The 17,010-nt window shown below is 75.8% G+C and carries 13 protein-coding genes; 9 read left to right on the top strand and 4 right to left on the bottom strand.

Features of this window, described 5'->3' with window-relative positions; genetic code table 11:
• Positions 1 to 104: 104 nt before the first annotated feature.
• Positions 105 to 938, bottom strand: coding sequence for an esterase/lipase family protein (locus RND61_RS14560; RefSeq protein ID WP_315878352.1), 834 nt, complete (start codon positions 936 to 938; stop codon positions 105 to 107).
• Positions 939 to 1,022: 84 nt separating this feature from the next.
• Between RND61_RS14560 and RND61_RS14555 the strand changes: the two genes are divergently transcribed.
• Together RND61_RS14555 and RND61_RS14550 are read left to right on the top strand one after the other, a co-directional pair.
• Positions 1,023 to 1,163, top strand: coding sequence for a hypothetical protein (locus tag RND61_RS14555; protein ID WP_315878351.1), 141 nt, complete (start codon positions 1,023 to 1,025; stop codon positions 1,161 to 1,163).
• A 106-nt stretch (positions 1,164 to 1,269) separates the two neighbouring features.
• Complete coding sequence (locus tag RND61_RS14550) at positions 1,270 to 1,683, top strand: cobalamin B12-binding domain-containing protein (protein ID WP_315878350.1); 414 nt, start codon at positions 1,270 to 1,272, stop codon at positions 1,681 to 1,683.
• Between the two features lie 383 nt (positions 1,684 to 2,066).
• On the opposite strand, the gene RND61_RS14545 is transcribed toward RND61_RS14550, so the two are convergent.
• Together RND61_RS14545 and RND61_RS14540 are read right to left on the bottom strand one after the other, a co-directional pair.
• Positions 2,067 to 3,707, bottom strand: a complete 1,641-nt coding sequence (locus RND61_RS14545; protein WP_315878349.1) for a DUF5691 domain-containing protein — start codon at positions 3,705 to 3,707, stop codon at positions 2,067 to 2,069.
• Positions 3,708 to 3,724: 17 nt separating this feature from the next.
• Entirely contained in the window at positions 3,725 to 5,062 is a 1,338-nt protein-coding gene (locus RND61_RS14540; RefSeq protein ID WP_315878348.1) for an SWIM zinc finger family protein, read from the bottom strand.
• Between the two features lie 124 nt (positions 5,063 to 5,186).
• Here RND61_RS14540 and RND61_RS14535 point away from each other — a divergent pair, with 124 nt between their 5' ends.
• The 6 genes from RND61_RS14535 (at position 5,187) to sucD (ending at position 13,935) form a co-directional block, all read left to right on the top strand.
• Positions 5,187 to 5,609 carry an MmpS family transport accessory protein gene (locus tag RND61_RS14535; protein WP_315878347.1) on the top strand — a complete coding sequence of 141 codons (423 nt, stop codon included), beginning with the start codon at positions 5,187 to 5,189 and terminating at the stop codon, positions 5,607 to 5,609.
• Between the two features lie 259 nt (positions 5,610 to 5,868).
• Positions 5,869 to 6,993 carry an ATP-binding protein gene (locus RND61_RS14530; RefSeq protein ID WP_315878346.1) on the top strand — a complete coding sequence of 375 codons (1,125 nt, stop codon included), beginning with the start codon at positions 5,869 to 5,871 and terminating at the stop codon, positions 6,991 to 6,993.
• The gene (locus RND61_RS14525) at positions 6,990 to 9,338 is read left to right on the top strand and encodes a DUF5682 family protein (RefSeq protein ID WP_315878345.1); all 2,349 of its coding nucleotides are present in this window, start codon (positions 6,990 to 6,992) and stop codon (positions 9,336 to 9,338) included. The genes RND61_RS14530 and RND61_RS14525 overlap by 4 nt, the downstream gene beginning before the upstream one ends.
• The gene (locus RND61_RS14520) at positions 9,335 to 10,492 is read left to right on the top strand and encodes a VWA domain-containing protein (protein ID WP_315878344.1); all 1,158 of its coding nucleotides are present in this window, start codon (positions 9,335 to 9,337) and stop codon (positions 10,490 to 10,492) included. The genes RND61_RS14525 and RND61_RS14520 overlap by 4 nt, the downstream gene beginning before the upstream one ends.
• Positions 10,493 to 11,841: 1,349 nt before the next feature.
• Complete coding sequence (gene sucC, locus RND61_RS14515; RefSeq protein WP_010470782.1) at positions 11,842 to 13,020, top strand: ADP-forming succinate--CoA ligase subunit beta; 1,179 nt, start codon at positions 11,842 to 11,844, stop codon at positions 13,018 to 13,020.
• A gap of 24 nt (positions 13,021 to 13,044) precedes the next feature.
• Positions 13,045 to 13,935: a succinate--CoA ligase subunit alpha gene (sucD, locus tag RND61_RS14510; RefSeq protein ID WP_315878343.1), complete on the top strand. Its 891-nt coding sequence runs from the start codon at positions 13,045 to 13,047 to the stop codon at positions 13,933 to 13,935.
• Between the two features lie 88 nt (positions 13,936 to 14,023).
• Here the strand turns inward: sucD and RND61_RS14505 are convergent, their stop codons facing one another.
• The gene (locus RND61_RS14505; protein WP_315878342.1) at positions 14,024 to 14,923 is read right to left on the bottom strand and encodes an RNA polymerase sigma factor; all 900 of its coding nucleotides are present in this window, start codon (positions 14,921 to 14,923) and stop codon (positions 14,024 to 14,026) included.
• 281 nt (positions 14,924 to 15,204) lie between these two features.
• Between RND61_RS14505 and RND61_RS14500 the strand changes: the two genes are divergently transcribed.
• Positions 15,205 to 16,767, top strand: a complete 1,563-nt coding sequence (locus RND61_RS14500) for a cell division protein PerM (protein ID WP_315878341.1) — start codon at positions 15,205 to 15,207, stop codon at positions 16,765 to 16,767.
• Positions 16,768 to 17,010 lie beyond the last annotated feature (243 nt).

Here is a 17,010-nt window from a genome sequence, read left to right as displayed (position 1 = left end):
TGGGGTTTACCGCCCGAGGAAACGGGCATTCGGTCGCCTTTCGGCGGAGCGCACACCGAGCCTTGGCGGTACGTTCGAAATTCGTTCGACGCGTGGTGGCGACTTCACGCCACAATCACGGAATTCGCGGTTCCGGGATCGGGGGCGTCGCGGTCGAGTTCCGCGACGATCCGGGCGGCCACCGCCGGGTGCACCGGCAGCGCGAGGTGGCCGACGCCGGTGACCTCGACGTTCACGGTGTCCAGGTCGGGATGGTCGAGGCGGGCCGTCTCGGCGGGGGACATCCAGAGGTCGAGGTCGCTCCAGAAGCTGACGAACCGGGTGCGGCAGTCGGGCGCCGGGGCGGCCAGTTCGCGCAGGACGGGGGAGCCGGGGCGCATCTGGCGGACGAGCGGGTGCACGCCGGCGAGCGGGACGGCGGAGGTGCCGCCGTGCGGCGTGCCGAGCGTGACGACCGTGCGGACGTGGGGGGCGCCGCCGAGCCGCTGTGCGTAGTACCGGGCGACCAAGCCGCCCAGGCTGTGCCCGACGAGGTCCACCTCGGCGTGGCCGGTGCGGGCGCGGAGCTCCTCGACGTGGTCGGCGAGCCGGTGGGCGGCGGCGCGCAGGTCACGGGTGAGCGGTGAGTGGTTGACGGCCCGGACGTACCGGGTGCCGTCCCGCGCGAGGGCGTGCCGCAGCAGGACGAAGGCGGAACGGTTGTCGGAGAGCCCGTGGAGCAGGACGACGGGCGGGCGGGTGCCGTGCGGCGCGGCGGTGGGGCACCGTCCGGGATGGAGGCACTCGGGGACGAGGCGCTCGGGGACGAGGCCCGCCGGGATGAGGCCGGCGGGGTAGAGGAACACGTGCCCGGCGAGGACGGCCGCCTCCAGGGCGGCCGACCTCAGGGCGTCGGCGCGGAGGGCGGTCGCGGTGGCGGGTGGTGGTGGACCCCGCATGCCGACCTCCTGGTGAGCGGCGTACAGAGGACGGCTCCGTCTCCCCCCGCACGCCCTCGGGCGGCGCCGCGGCCGAGGGTGGGGATGCGCCCTACCTCCGTGCCGCGCGGCTGGCGGCGCGAGGGGTACGACGACCTCGTCGCGGCTCCGGATCGCGTCCGCCCCGGCTGTCCCGTGGTCCACTCGGCGCGGGTGCGGCGCGTGGCGAACATGTCCCACGTGTGATTTCCCCCTCGCTCTTGACCGCGAAACGGCCGGTTGCGGGATGCTGGAGATAACGTTCGTTCACCTCCCCGGCATACAGGTACGGGGGACGCATGTGGAGGCAGTGATGGGTGTGACCGGTCCGATCCGCGTGGTGGTGGCCAAGCCGGGTCTCGACGGCCACGATCGCGGCGCGAAGGTGATCGCGCGGGCGCTGCGTGACGCCGGTATGGAGGTCATTTACACCGGCCTGCACCAGACGCCGGAGCAGATCGTGGACACCGCGATCCAGGAGGACGCCGACGCGATCGGGTTGTCGATCCTGTCCGGCGCGCACAACACGCTGTTCGCGCGTGTGCTGGAGCTGCTGAAGGAACGCGACGCGGAGGACATCAAGGTCTTCGGCGGCGGCATCATCCCGGAGGCCGACATCCCGCCGCTGAAGGAGAAGGGCGTCGCGGAGATCTTCACGCCCGGCGCGACGACGGCGTCCATCGTCGACTGGGTCAACGCCCACGTCCGCCAGCCGACCGGCGCCTGACCCCGAGGGGAGCCCCGGACGAGCCCCCCTTCACCCCGCCCGGCCGATCCGACGGATCGTCGGATCCGGTGACTGACCGGTCCGGTGGCTGACGGGTCTGGCGACCGGCCGGTCCGGCGGCCGACCGGTCTGGTGGCCAACAGGTCCGGTGGCCAATAGGTCCGCTGACCGCCCGGTCTGATGACTGACGAGGGCTGGTGACCGCCCGGTCCGGTGGCTGACGGGTTCGATGACCGCCCGGTTCGGTGGCCAACAGGTCCGCTGACCGGCCGGTTCGGTGGCCGATCGGTTCGGTGGCTGCTTGGTCCGGTGGTCCGGCACGTCCGGGCATCCGGCCGCGCCGGACCGTCCCCTCGGCCGGGGTCGGCCGGTGCGAGGGCCCGTCAGCTCCCCGGCGGGGCCAGCTCCGTACGCATCGCCGCGCGCAGGCGCAGGGTGGCGACCAGCCGCTGGAACGCCTCCGCCCAGTACCCCCCGGCCCCGGGCGCCGCGTCCTCCCCCTCGTCGGTCGCCGCCGTCAGCACCTCCAGCCGGTCCGCCTCGCGGGGGTCGAGGCACCGCTCCGCCAGCCCCATCACCCCGCTGAAGCTCCACGGGTAGCTCCCGGCCTCCCGCGCGATGTCCAGCGCGTCGACCACGGCCCTCCCCAGCGCCCCGGACCACGGCACCGCGCACACCCCGAGCAGCTGGAACGCCTCCGACAGCCCGTGTGCCGCGATGAACGCCGCGACCCACTCCGCCCGCTCCTCGTGCGGCAGCGTGGACAGCAGCGCCGCCGCCGACGACACCCCCGGTCCCGACGCGGGCGGCGCCGACGCGGGGCCGAGCAGCGCCCGCGACCACGCCGCGTCCCGCTGCCGTACCGCCGCCCTGCACCACGCGGCGTGCAGTTCGTCGCGCCAGTCGTCGGCCACCGGCAGGGCGACGATCTCCTCGGGGGTCCGTCCGCCGAGCCGTTCCCGCCACAGCCCGAGCGGGGCGGCCTCCACCAGTTGGCCGAGCCACCAGGACCGCCGGCCCCGGCCGGAGGGCGGCTGCGGTACGACACCGTCGCGCTGCATCTCCGCGTCGCACTCGTGCGGCGCCTCCACCGTGATCGTCGCCTGCCGCCCGGTGTGGTCGAGGCCCACGCACGACGCGGCCCGCGCGGCCATCCGCGCGGCGAACGCCGACCCGGGCAGCGCGGACAGCAGCTCCGCCGCCGTGGACCGGACGTTGCGGCTGCGGTCCGGCAGGGCCCGCTCCAGGAACTCCTCGTCGGCGTCGGACAGCCCCGTCCGCAGCGAGTCCAGGAACATCAGCCGGTCCTCGGCCCGCTCCGTCGCCCACGTCGACGCCAGCAGGTCCAGCGCCGCCGCCGGGTCGTGCGCCCGTACGGCCGCCAGCAGCGCGACCCGCTCGGCGAACAGGCCCTCCTCCCACAGCCGCCGCACGCCCTCGGCGTCGTCGGGCGCGGGCAGTGCCGCTCCGCCGGCCGCGCCGCGCAGGGCGAACCTCCACTCCGGGTTGAACGCGGCCAGCCACAGCGCGCGCGGCCCGCCGAACGCCAGCGCCTGCGGCCGCAGGTCGGTACGGGCGCGGGCGGCGTCGAGCAGCGCGGGCAGGGCGGGCGCGGGCGCGCGGTAGCCGTACGCGTTGGCGGCGGCCAGCCACTGCGGCAGCAGCTCGGTCAGGTCGGGCGCGGTGCCCCGGCGGCCACCGCCGCCCGCCGACGGCCGGTCGGCGAGCAACTGCGCCAGCCGGCGCGCGGCGGCCTCGGGCAACGGCGGACGCCCGTCGCGCGGCGCGGGCCGCGGCAGGGGCGCGGCGGCGGCCGGGACGAGCCCGGCCCGCCGCCGCACGGTCTGCACGGCGGCGGCGTCCAGCAACGCGACCGGAGCGTCGGCGGGGGGCCCGTCGCCGGGACCCCCGGTCCCGGGCGGGGCGCCCGCCTCCGCCGGGAGCCCCGCCGGGGCCGGCAGCGGGCGGCGGTCCGTGCCCAGGAGGGCCGACGTGACGAGGTCTTCCCACGTCGTGGTGGTCATGTCTTCTCCTCCAGCCGTCAGGTGAGCGGGATCGTGCCGGGCGCGTCCGGGGACCAGGCGGCCAGCGGTGTGAACCCCCGGTGGCCGCACTCGCCGAAGACGGTGACCGGCGCGCCGCCGGACACCGCCGCCAGCCGCCACAGCCCCGGCCGGGCCGGGGCCGACCCCGTGACGGGCAGCGCGGCGCCCCCGTCCGCGTCGGCCAACTGCCAGCCCTCCGCGGCCGGCACGGGTACCACGTCCCGCAGCGTCACCGGCCAGGAGTCCAGCCACGGGTCGTCCCGCAGCGCCAGCCCGTACGCCGTGAGCGCGTCCCCGACCGTCCCGCCCGGCGGCGGCGCGTCCCCCGGTACGGGCGCGGCGAACCGCTCGCCCAGCTCCGCCCGCAACTGCCCGGCCCCCGGGTGGCGGACGAGCTCCGCGTCGACGACCAGGCCCACCGCGAGCGCCAGCTCCGGCGCCCGGCCCGCCGCCCCGAACGACAGCAGCAGCGCCGTGCGCCCCGTGTCCTGCCCGTACAGCCATATGCGGCGCGTCGTCAGCCTGCCGTCCGACGTGTCGTACTGGGCGAGGACCAACCAGCGGTCCCGGACCGCCGGTCCCTCCGCCGACGCGGGCAGACCGACCCGCGTGCGGACCGTCGCGGCCAGCGGCCCCGGCAACCGGTCGACGCCCAGCCACGCCCGGTCCAGCAGGTGCGTCAGCGCGCTCTCCTCCAGCAGCCGCACCGGCCAGCCGGGGCCCGAACCGGGTATCGCGCCCAGCTCCCGGACCCGGCCCGCCAGGCCCGGCGCCTGCGCGTCGACCATGCGGCGCGCGGTCTCCTCCCACAGCCCGTACCCCGCCTGCTCGGCGGCGGCCAGCCCGCCGCGTACCAGGTCCGCGAGGCGCTGCTCCAGCTCCTCCGCGCCGGCCGTGACGCGGGCCGCCCGGGCCGCCACCCGCTTCCGCGCCGCCTCCGCGTCGACCGGCCCGCCGTCGTCCTTCCGCTTCCGCGCGTCGGCGCGCTCCCCCCGGCTCTCCAGCCACTGCTCCGCCCAGTCCGGCGCGTCCGCCCCCGCCGGTACGGCGGCGTCGTCCGCCGCCCAGAGCAGCAGCAGCCCCAGCGCGTGCTTGCACGGGAACTTCCGGCTCGGGCAACTGCACTTGTACGCCGGGCCCGTGAGGTCGACGACCGTCCGGTACGGCTTGCTGCCGCTGCCGTTGCACAGGCCCCACACGGCCCCCGTGCCGCCGCACCCCGTGCCGGACCACGGCCCGGCGGTGCCCAGCTTGCTTCCCGCTTTGCGCGAGGCGGCGTCAGGAGCCAGAGCCAGCACCTGTTCCGCCGTCCAGCGCACCCCCTGCTCAGTCATGTCGTCGACCGTAGGGCCCGCCACTGACAATCGGTCCCGACCTGCGGTGACGGGCCCCGGCGGGGGAGGCGGCGGGGCACGCTCGTACCGTTGTGCCACCACCACTCGACCTCCGGGGGAGCACATGAACCGCACCAGCCGATCCGCCGTCGCCGTCCTGGCGGCGGCCGGTCTCGCGCTCGGCCTGGGCGCCTGCTCGCAGGCGGCCGACGAGGCCACCGAGCGCGTCGACAGCGCGATCAACGAGACGTACCAGGTGACGTACGAGGTGACCGGCGCCGGCATCGATTCGATCAGCTACAACGGCGGCGGGGGCGACGCGATGAACCCGAAGCTGGAGACCGTCGAGAAGCCGACCCTGCCGTGGCGCAAGACGGTGACGCTGCGCGGCATCGAGGCGCCGCTCGTCACGCCCGTCTCCATCCAGGACGGCGCCCGGGCGAGCTGCAAGATCACCCACAAGGGCAAGGTGCTGAAGGAGGCGTCCGGCAAGGGCGCGGCCGCGACGCTCAGCTGCGTGGCGGTCTCCCCGATCGCCACCGAGTGAGCGGGCCGGCCGACGCCCGGTGACCCCGCCCGGGCGTCGGCCGGGTGGCCCCCTCCCCGGGTGGCCCCCTCCCCGGGTGGCCCCCTCCCCGGGTGGCCCCCTCCCCGGGTGGCCCCCTCCCGCCCCCGGCCCGCCCAACTCCCCGGGGAAGCCCCGGTTTTACCGCTGTGGCCTGCGGAAACGGTCGATTGTCAGTGGCGTGGTGCACGGTGGATCCCAGACCCGGTCGAACCATTCGAACGATCTGGAGGGGGATCCCATGACCGTGCTCGCAACCACCGAGAAGCACCGTGCCGAAAGCGGCGCCGACGCCCTGCGGCCGCATGCCGAGGACGCGTTCGCGCACGAGTTGGAGGCGCTCGCCGCGGCCGACGACCGGCCCCGCCCGGAGCGCTGGCGGCTCTCGCCGTGGGCGGTCGCCACGTACCTGCTGGGCGGCACGCTCCCGGACGGCACGGTGATCACACCGAAGTACGTGGGCCCGCGCCGGATCGTCGAGGTCGCCGTCACCACGCTCGCCACCGACCGCGCCCTGCTCCTCCTCGGCGTCCCCGGCACGGCCAAGACCTGGGTGTCCGAGCACCTCGCGGCGGCCGTCAGCGGCGACTCGACGCTCCTCGTCCAGGGCACGGCCGGCACGCCCGAGGAGGCCATCCGGTACGGGTGGAACTACGCGCGGCTCCTCGCCCACGGCCCCAGCCGCGACGCCCTCGTGCCCAGCCCGGTCATGCGCGCCATGGCCGACGGCATGACGGCCCGTGTGGAGGAGCTGACCCGCATCCCCGCCGACGTGCAGGACACGCTCATCACGATCCTGTCCGAGAAGACGCTGCCCATCCCGGAGCTGGGCCAGGAGGTCCAGGCCGTCCGCGGTTTCAACCTGATCGCCACGGCCAACGACCGCGACCGGGGCGTCAACGACCTGTCGAGCGCCCTGCGCCGCCGCTTCAACACGGTCGTCCTGCCCTTGCCCGAGACGCCCGAGGCCGAGGTCGACATCGTCTCCCGCCGCGTCGACCAGATCGGCCGCTCCCTCGACCTGCCCGGCGCGCCCGAGGGCATCGACGAGATCCGCCGTGTCGTCACCGTCTTCCGCGAACTGCGCGACGGCGTCACCGCGGACGGCCGCACCAAGCTCAAGTCGCCGTCGGGCACGCTCTCCACGGCCGAGGCGATCTCCGTCGTCACCAGCGGACTCGCCCTCGCCGCGCACTTCGGGGACGGCGTGCTGCGCCCCGCCGACGTGGCCGCCGGCATCCTCGGCGCCGTCGTCCGCGACCCGGCCGCCGACCGCGTCATCTGGCAGGAGTACCTGGAGACCGTCGTCCGCGAGCGGGACGGCTGGAAGGACTTCTACCGCGCCTGCCGGGAGGTGTCGGCGTGACCGGTCCCCTGCTGCTCGGGGTGCGCCACCACGGGCCCGGCTCGGCGCGCGCGGTCCGCGCCGCCCTCGACGCGGCCCGTCCCGCGGCCGTGCTGATCGAGGGCCCGCCGGAGGCCGACGCGCTGCTGCCGCTCGCCGCCGACGAGCGGATGCGCCCGCCGGTCGCCCTGCTGGCGCACGCCGTCGACGACCCGGGGAAGGCCGCGTTCTGGCCGCTCGCCGCCTTCTCGCCCGAGTGGGTCGCCCTCCGCTGGGCGCTCGACCACGGCGCCGCCGTCCGCTTCGCCGACCTGCCGGCCACCCACACCCTCGCCATGACGGGCGATCCCACGTGGGGCGACGAGGACGACGACACCGGTGACGGCGACTCGGGCGAGCCGTCCGCCGACGGGCGGCGCCGCGGACTGCGCGTCGACCCCCTCGCCGTACTCGCCGAGACCGCCGGGTACGACGACCCGGAACGCTGGTGGGAGGACGCCGTCGAGCACCGCGCGGCGCACACGGGCGACCCGCTGGCACCGTTCGCGGCCGTCGCGGAGGCGATGACGGCGCTGCGCGAGACGTACGGGCACGGCGGCAACGCCCGCGATCCCGTCCGCGAGGCGTACATGCGGCTCCAACTGCGCGCCGCCCGCAAGGAGCACGGCGACGACGCCGTCGCCTTCGTCTGCGGCGCCTGGCACGTCCCGGCGCTCGCCGAGAAGACCACCGTCACCGCCGACCGGGCCCTCCTCAAGGGACTCGCCAAGGTCAGGACGGAGACGACCTGGGTGCCGTGGACGCACCGCAGGCTCGCCCGCCGCTCCGGTTACGGCGCCGGCATCGACTCGCCCGGCTGGTACGGGCACCTGTTCGCCGCGCCCGACCGGCCCGTCGAACGGTGGATGACGAAGGTCGCCGGACTGTTGCGGGAGGAGGACCACCCCGTGTCGTCCGCCCACGTCATCGAGGCCGTACGGCTCGCCGGGACGCTCGCCGCGATGCGCGGCCGGCCCCTGCCCGGGCTCACCGAGACGACCGACGCCGTCCGGGCGGTGATGTGCGACGGCTCCGACGTGCCGCTCGCCCTGATCCGTGACCGGCTCGTCGTCGGGGACGTCCTGGGCGAGGTGCCCGACGGGGCGCCCGCCGTGCCCCTCCAGCGCGACCTGAACCGCCTCCAGCGCACGCTGCGCCTCAGACCGGAGGCGGCGGAGCGGGAGCTCGACCTCGACCTGCGCAAGGACACCGACGCCGCCCGCAGCCGCCTCCTGCACCGGCTGCGCCTCCTCGGCGTCGACTGGGGCGAGCCCGCGCGCGCCCGCGGCACGGGCACGTTCCGGGAGACCTGGCGGCTGCGCTGGGAGCCCGAGCTCCACGTCCGGGTGGCGGAGGCCGGCGTGTGGGGCACCACGGTCCTGTCCGCCGCCACCGCCAAGGCCGAGGCCGGAGCCGTCGCCGCCACGGCCCTCGCGGAGGTCACCGCCCTCGCCGAGCGGTGCCTCCTCGCAGACCTGCCCGAGGCGCTGCCCCCGGTCATGAGGGCCCTCGCCGACCGCGCCGCGCTCGACGCCGACGTCGGCCGCCTCGCCCTGGCCCTGCCCGCCCTGGCGCGCTCCCTCCGCTACGGGGACGTGCGGGCCACGGACGCCGCCGCGCTCGCGGAGGTCGCCACCGGCCTCGCCCTGCGCATATGCGTCGGCCTGCCGCCCGCCTGCGCGGGACTGGACGCGGACGGCGCCGCCGAGATGCGCGGCCACGTCGACACCGTCCACACGGCGATACGGCTCCTCCCGGACGCCGACGAGGTCACCGCGCGGTGGACGGCCGTCCTGGAACGGCTCGCCCGCCGCGACACGGTCCCCGGCGCCCTGCGCGGCCGCGCCGCCCGGCTCCTCCTGGACGACGGGCGGCTCGCCGAGGACGAGGCCGCCCGCCTGATGGGCCTCGCCCTGTCCCCCGGCACGGCACCGGCCGAGGCCGCCGCCTGGATCGAGGGGTTCGTCGGCGGGACGGGCGGCCCCGGCCGGGACGGCTCGGGCGGCATGCTCCTCGTCCACGACGAGCGACTGCTCGCCCTGGTCGACGCGTGGCTGACGGCCGTGCCCGCCGAGGCGTTCACGGACGTGCTGCCGCTGCTGCGCCGCACGTTCTCCGCGTACGAGCCGGGGGTGCGCCGCACGCTCGGCGAACTCGTCCGGCGCGGCCCCTCCGGGGGCGGCGGCGCGACGCTGACCGAGGCGGGCGCGCCCGGTTTCGGCCCCGGCCTCGACGAGGCCCGCGCCGACGGGGTGCTGCCCCTGCTGGACCTGCTGCTGGGCCACCGGCGGCCGAACGACGACGAACTCGCGGGGGTGGGCCGATGACCGGCGACGAGGAGCGGCTGCGGCGCTGGCGCATGGTGCTCGGCGGGGGAGCGGCGGACGGCACGGGCTGTGTCCTCACCGGCACGGACGCCGCCATGGACGGCGCGCTGAGCGCCCTGTACGGCGGGGCCCCCGGCGACGCCGGGCGGCAGGGGCGCCGGGACCGGTCGGCGGGGCTCGGCGGGTCGGCGCCGTCCGTGGCGCGCTGGCTCGGCGACATCCGCACGTACTTCCCCAGCTCCGTCGTGCAGGTCATGCAGCGCGACGCGATCGATCGGCTCGGCCTGTCCGCGCTGTTGATGGAGCCGGAGATGCTGGAGGCCGTCGAGGCGGACGTCCACCTCGTCGGCACGCTGCTCTCCCTCAACAAGGCCATGCCCGAGACGACGAAGGAGACGGCGCGGGCCGTCGTCCGCAAGGTCGTCGACGACCTGGAGAAGCGCCTCGCCACGCGCACCCGGGCCACCCTCACCGGAGCCCTCGACCGCAGTGCCCGCATCAGCCGGCCCCGGCACCGGGACATCGACTGGGACCGCACGATCCGCGCCAACCTGAAGAACTACCTGCCCGAGTACCGCACGGTCGTCCCCGAGCGGCTGGTCGGCTACGGACGCGCCTCACAGGCCGTCAAGAAGGAGGTCGTGCTCTGCATCGACCAGTCCGGGTCGATGGCGGCGTCCGTCGTGTACGCCTCGGTGTTCGGCGCGGTCCTGGCGTCGATGCGGTCGATCGCGACCCGGCTCGTCGTCTTCGACACGGCCGTCGTCGACCTGACGGACCAGCTCGACGACCCGGTGGACGTGCTGTTCGGCACGCAACTGGGTGGCGGCACGGACATCAACCGGGCGCTCGCGTACTGCCAGTCGCAGATCTCTCGGCCGGCCGACACGGTCGTGGTGCTGATCAGCGACCTCTACGAGGGCGGCATCCGCAACGAGATGCTGAGGAGGGTCGCGGCGATGAAGGCGGCCGGGGTGCAGTTCGTGACGCTGCTCGCCCTGTCCGACGAGGGCGCCCCCGCGTACGACCGGGAGCACGCCGCCGCGCTGGCGGCGCTGGGGGCGCCGGCGTTCGCGTGCACCCCCGACCTCTTCCCGGAGGTGATGGCGGCGGCCCTGGAGAAGCGCCCGATACCGGTCCCCGAGCGGATGTGACCCACGCGGACGGCCGGGCCCCACGGCGGGGCCGGGCGGTCGACGTGGCCACCGGCAAGGTGCTCGACACCACGCGGAGCTGGGCCCCACGGCGGGGCCGGTCTCACGACGGGGCCGGGCACGTGCCGGGAGCGGACCTGATGGCGGGGCGGGCGTCGCGGCGGGGCGGGCGTCGCGGCGGGGCGAGGGTCGCGGCGGGGCCGGGCCTCATGGCGGGCCGGGCACATGCCGGGGCGGGCCTGATGGCGGGGCGGGCCCTGCGGCGGGGCGGACCGCTGTGGGGGTGCCGGGGACCCGGTGTCGCCGGTCGGGAACGAGCCGGTTGTCGACCGTGAGGCGCGCACCCACCTGGTGGTGCGCTGCGGTGCCGGGACGGCCGGCTCCACGGGCGGCCCGGTCGCCGGTGCCACCGAGGGCGCCCGGCCGCCGACGACGGGCGTGGCGGCTGAGGTGGACCCGTTCGCCCACGGGGGTGACCGGTGCCGTCGCCCGTACCGTGCGGAGGCTCGTGGAGACCTTCGTCGCCCTGGTCGAGCCCGTCGCGACGAGCGTCACCACCAGCGCCACCCTCGCGGACGGCGCCGCGCCGTTCGCCCACGACGGGACCACCGCGACGACGAGCGACGCCCGTCCGCACGCCGGGACCACCCTCCAGGGCGTCCGGACGGCGGACAGCCCCATCGCCCCGGACTGCTCCTGCGGATTCTCCGCCGAGCTTCCGTCGCGTCTCCGTCGAGGCCCCGCCGAGCTTCCGTCGCGTCCCCGTCGAACCCCTGCCGGGTCTCTGCCGAGAGTCCGTCGAGCCGTCCGCCGGGGCTCTGCCGAGCCGCCCACTGAGGCTCCCGCCGAGCTTCTGTCGAGCCCCTGCCGAGTCCTCGTCGAGCCCCTGCCGGGACTCCGTCGAGCCGTCCGCCGGGGCTCGGCCGGGCCTCCACCGGGCCTCCACCGGGGCTCCGTCGGTCCCCGCCGGGGCTCCCAGCGAGCCTCTACCGAGCTCCGCCGAGCTCCCGCCACGCCCCGGCGGGAGCGCCTGCCACGGCCCGGCGGGAGCGTTCGGTCCGTGCGTCTGGTCTGCCACGAAATCCGTAGTCACGGGCGGTCTCACAGCCGGTGGGGCCGCCCGTTTGAGGTTCCTGTCTGTGACAGGTATCACCGTTCGGGTGTGATCTGCGATTTAGGGCGGCACCCCCTCCGGGGATAACCTGCGAGACGGACATGCCGCGTCCACGGACACCGTGTACGCCTCCCTTGTGACAGAGCAGTCACGTTGCCCTCCGCCCGTGTGACGGGCGCGCGGCACGCCCACGCATGACAACGAACCGCGATCACCAGAAAAGGGACGGACGCGCGTGGACCTGTTCGAGTACCAGGCGAGGGACCTCTTCGCCAAGCACGGTGTACCGGTGCTGGCCGGTGAAGTCATCGACACGCCTGAGGCGGCGCGCGAGGCGACGGAGCGGCTGGGCGGCAAGTCGGTCGTCAAGGCGCAGGTCAAGGTCGGCGGCCGTGGCAAGGCCGGCGGCGTCAAGCTGGCCTCGGACCCGCAGGACGCGGTCGAGAAGGCCCAGCAGATCCTCGGCATGGACATCAAGGGCCACACGGTCCACAAGGTCATGATCGCCGAGACGGCCCCGGAGATCGTCGAGGAGTACTACGTCTCGTACCTCCTCGACCGTACGAACCGCACCTTCCTGGCCATGGCGTCCGTCGAGGGCGGCATGGACATCGAGGAGGTCGCGGCCACCAAGCCCGAGGCCCTCGCGAAGGTCCCGGTCGACGCCAACGAGGGCGTCACGATCGAGAAGGCCCGCGAGATCGTCGCGCAGGCGAAGTTCCCGGCCGAGGTCGCCGAGAAGGTCGCCGAGGTCCTCGTGACCCTGTGGAAGACGTTCGTCGCGGAGGACGCCCTCCTCGTCGAGGTGAACCCGCTCGCCAAGGTCGCCTCCGGCGACATCCTGGCCCTCGACGGCAAGGTCTCCCTGGACGCCAACGCCGACTTCCGCCAGCCCGAGCACGAGGCGCTGGAGGACAAGGCCGCCGCCAACCCGCTCGAGGCCGCCGCCAAGGCGAAGGGCCTCAACTACGTCAAGCTCGACGGCGAGGTCGGCATCATCGGCAACGGCGCGGGTCTGGTCATGTCCACCCTGGACGTCGTCGCGTACGCCGGTGAGGCGCACGGCGGCGTGAAGCCGGCCAACTTCCTGGACATCGGCGGCGGCGCCTCCGCCGAGGTCATGGCGAACGGCCTGGAGATCATCCTCGGCGACCCGGACGTCAAGTCCGTGTTCGTCAACGTCTTCGGCGGCATCACCGCCTGCGACGAGGTCGCCAACGGTATCGTCCAGGCCCTGGAGCTCCTCAAGTCCAAGGGCGAGGAAGTCACCAAGCCGCTGGTCGTGCGCCTCGACGGCAACAACGCGGAGCTGGGTCGCAAGATCCTGTCGGACGCCAACCACCCGCTGGTGCAGCGCGTGGACACCATGGACGGCGCGGCCGACAAGGCCGCCGAGCTCGCGGCTGCGAAGTAAAAGGGACGAGGTCACAGACACACCATGGCTATCTTCCTCACCAAGGACAGCAAGGTCATCGTCCAGGGCATGACCGGCGCCACGGGCATGAAGCACACCAAGCTCATGCTCGGTGACGGCACCAACATCGTCGGTGGCGTGAACCCGCGCAAGGCCGGTACGACCGTCGACTTCGACGGCACCGAGGTACCGGTCTTCGGCACGGTCGCCGAGGCGATGGAGAAGACGGGCGCCGACGTCTCCGTCCTCTTCGTGCCGCCGGCCTTCGCGAAGGCCGCCGTCGTCGAGGCCATCGACGCCGAGATCCCCCTCGCGGTCGTCATCACCGAGGGCATCGCCGTCCACGACTCCGCCGCCTTCTGGGCGTACGCGAAGTCGAAGGGCAACAAGACCCGCATCATCGGCCCGAACTGCCCCGGCCTGATCACGCCCGGCCAGTCCAACGCGGGCATCATCCCCGGCGACATCACCAAGCCGGGCAAGATCGGCCTCGTGTCGAAGTCCGGCACGCTGACCTACCAGATGATGTACGAGCTGCGCGACATCGGCTTCTCGTCGTGCGTCGGCATCGGTGGCGACCCGGTCATCGGCACCACCCACATCGACGCGCTCGCGGCCTTCGAGGCCGACCCGGAGACCGAGCTGATCGTCATGATCGGTGAGATCGGCGGTGACGCGGAGGAGCGCGCGGCCGACTTCATCAAGGCGAACGTGACGAAGCCGGTCGTCGGCTACGTCGCGGGCTTCACCGCGCCCGAGGGCAAGACGATGGGCCACGCCGGCGCGATCGTCTCCGGCTCGTCCGGTACGGCGCAGGCGAAGAAGGAGGCCCTTGAGGCCGCCGGCGTCAAGGTCGGCAAGACGCCGACCGAGACGGCCAAGCTGGCTCGCGAGATCCTGAACGCCCAGGCGTGACACCCGTGTGAGCACGCTCCGAAGCGGGCCCGCCCCCGGTACTCCGGGAGGCGGGCCCGCTTCGCGTACGGGGTCTGGTCGCGGGGGCCTAGTACGGTGACGGGACCAGCCGGACCGGGCCCTTCACCGGTTCCCGTTCCAGGTGGGACCGGAGCTCCTCGTCCTGCCGCGTCAGCCGCTCCGGCCCGCTCAGCACCGGCACCCCCGCCACCGCCTCGCCCGGCGCCAGCGGCGGCTCGTACCGGGTGGGCGCCGTCGCCAGCGTGAACGCCGTCGCCGTGACGATCAGCGCCGACAGCGCCGCCGTCCCGCGCGTCCACAGCCACACCCGCCGCTCCCCGCCCGCGCGCACCGTCCTCGGTGTGGCCAGCGTCGTCGCCGCGCCCTGCTCCAGCAGCTCCGCCAGCCGCTCCCGCAGCGCCTCCGGTTCCGCCAGGGCCGGCACCCGCTCCGCGACCGCCTCGCGCGCGTGCAGCAGCCGCTGCGCGGCGGCCGGACTGCTGGCCTCCGTCTCGGCGGCCACCTCCGGAAGGCCCACGCCCAGCCCGTCGTAGAGGAGGAGCGTCCGCCGGTACGGGGCGGGCAGCTCCAGCAGGGCGTCGCGCAGCGCCCGCGTCGTGGCGCCCCCGGCGGGCGGGTCGGGGCGCCGGTGCGCGCGCCGCAGCCGGTGCCAGGGGGAGAGGGCGTAGTCGTGCGCGGCGGCCCGCACCCACCCCCCGGGGTCCCGGTCGACGGCGACCTCGGGCCAGCGGTCCCAGGCCCGGTGGAAGGCGTACTCGACGGCCTCCCGCGCCAGCCCCCGCCGTCCGGTGAGGACGTACGCCTGCCGTACGAGGCCGGGCGCGGCGTACGCGTACAGCGCGTCGAACGCCTCGACGGGGGTCGCGGGCGGCGCGGTCGCCGTCCCCGGTCCGGGCGCGTCCACCCCTCCGGGTGGCGGGTCCGGCGCCGTGGCCGCCCGCGCCCCGCCGATCGTGCCCTGCGTCATCGCCTGCCTCCGCGAACACTCTGCGTAGCGGAAAAGTACATAAACGTATATTGAGCGACACAGCGGATATCCGCCTGTTGCACGGCTACAGCGCGTGTCGTTGGCAGCATGTTCGTGTGACCGCTCCCGTGTCCGATTCCGCTTCGTCCCCCTCCGCCTCCCCCTCCCCTTCTGCCTCGGCCTCTGCCCCCGCCTCCGCGCTCGGCCCCGGGCCCGGGGCGGTGGTCCCCGTCGAGTCGCAGCCCGTCGTGTACGGCGTCCGACCCGCCGCCGTGGCGGGGATGGCCCTCGCGCGCGGGGTGATCGCGGCGGGGCTGGGCCTCGCCGCGTTCGCCGTCCTCGTCACCGCCGCGTGGATCGGCTCCCCGTACCCCGACAGGGGCCCCGACGTGGCCCTGCACGTCGCGGCGGGGCTGTGGCTGCTGGCGCACGGCGTGGAACTGGTCCGCCCGGAGACGCTCTCCGGCACCCCGGCCCCGGTGGGCGTCGTCCCGCTGCTGCCGGCCGTGCTGCCGGTGTGGCTGGCGTACCGGACCGCGCGCGACGCCCTGGAGCCGGGCGGTACGCGGCCGAGGACGACGCCGACCGGGACGGTGTGCGCGGTGACCGCCGGATACACCGTGGTCGCCCTGGGGGCCTTCCTGTACGCGACGGGCGGGCCCCTGGAGGCGGATCCGCTGAGCGCGGCCGGGCACGTTCCGCCAGTCGTGGCGCTGGCGGCGGCGGCCGGGGCGTGGAGCGCGTACGGGCGACCGCTCGGGCCGCTGCCGGAGTGGCTGCCCGTGCGGGTGCGGCGGGCACCGGCGCGGACCCGGTCCCTGGCCGCGGCGCGGGCGGCGGGCGGGGCGCTGCTGGTGCTGCTGGTGGGGGGCGCGCTGCTGGTGGCGGGGTCGCTGGTGGGGCACTGGGGGGCGACCCGCGGTTCGCTGCTCGGCCTGACGGGTGACTGGGGCGGGCGGGCGGCGGTCCTGGCGCTGGCGCTGGCGCTGCTGCCGAACGCGGCGGTGTGGGGCGCGGCGTACGGCCTGGGGCCCGGGTTCGCGCTGGGCACGGGCGCGGTGGTGACGCCGCTGGGGGTGGTGGGGGTGCCGGCCGTCCCGGACTTCCCGCTGCTGGCGGCCGTGCCGGTCGGCACGCGGGGCGGCTGGGTGACGTGGGCGGCGGCCGTGGTGCCGCTGGTGGCCGGGGCGGTCGCGGGGTGGTGTACGGCGGGGGAGGCGGCGCCGCCGCTGGTCCGCCGCGACGAGGCGTGGAGCGCGCGCCGTACGGCGGGGGCCGCGGGGTTGGCGGCGGTGGTGTGCGGCGGGGCGACGGCGGTGCTCGCGGCGGCGGCGTCGGGGCCGCTGGGAAGGGGCCGGCTGTCGGCCTTCGGGCCGGTGTGGTGGCAGGCGGGGGCGGCGGCCCTGGCATGGACGGCGCTGGTGGCCGTACCGACGGCGTTGGCGCTGCGCGCCTGGCGCGTCCGGACGACGGAGGCCCGCCTGGCGGAGGCCCCGCCGCTCTCCCCGCTGTCCCCGTTGCCCCCCTTGCCCCCGCTGTCCCGGGTGTCCCCGCTCCCCCTGCCGGAGGACCCGAGGCAGCGACCGCCGACCGCCGCCCGGCCGGGGCCCGAGGCGCCGCGGGCCGACGGGCCGCAGGCCGAGGGGCCGCGAGCCGTCGAGCCACGGGTCGACGGGCCACAGGTCGACGAGCCGAGGGCCGACGAACCGCGGACCGTCGAGCCGCAGGCCGAGGCGCCGCGAGCCGTCGAACCGCGGGCCGACGGGCCACAGGTCGACAAGCCGGGGGCCGAGGAATCACGGACCGTCGAGCAGCGGGCCGACGAGCCACCGGGCAGGCCGTAGGTCCCGGGGCGCCGGCGCCGGCCCGGCTGGAGCCGACCCGCGCGGCCCGCCCCGGTGAGGCCGCGGATCCGCCCCGGTGAGCCCGCGGACCCGCCCAGGTGAGGCCGGAGGCCCGCCCCGGTGAGCCCGCGGACCCGCCCCGGTGAGGCCGCCATCACGTCCCCGCGGCCCTCCGCGAAACGCGCCCAGCCGCCTTGTGGGGCCGGGCCGCCCACCGACCGCCCCACCCCCGCGTACCGCGCG

The sequence above is a fragment of the Streptomyces tamarix genome (assembly GCF_032423885.1).
GTDB classification, from domain to species: domain Bacteria; phylum Actinomycetota; class Actinomycetes; order Streptomycetales; family Streptomycetaceae; genus Streptomyces; species Streptomyces tamarix.
Note: the sequence above shows the minus strand (reverse complement) of the source record. Positions and strands in the feature narration are given on the sequence as shown.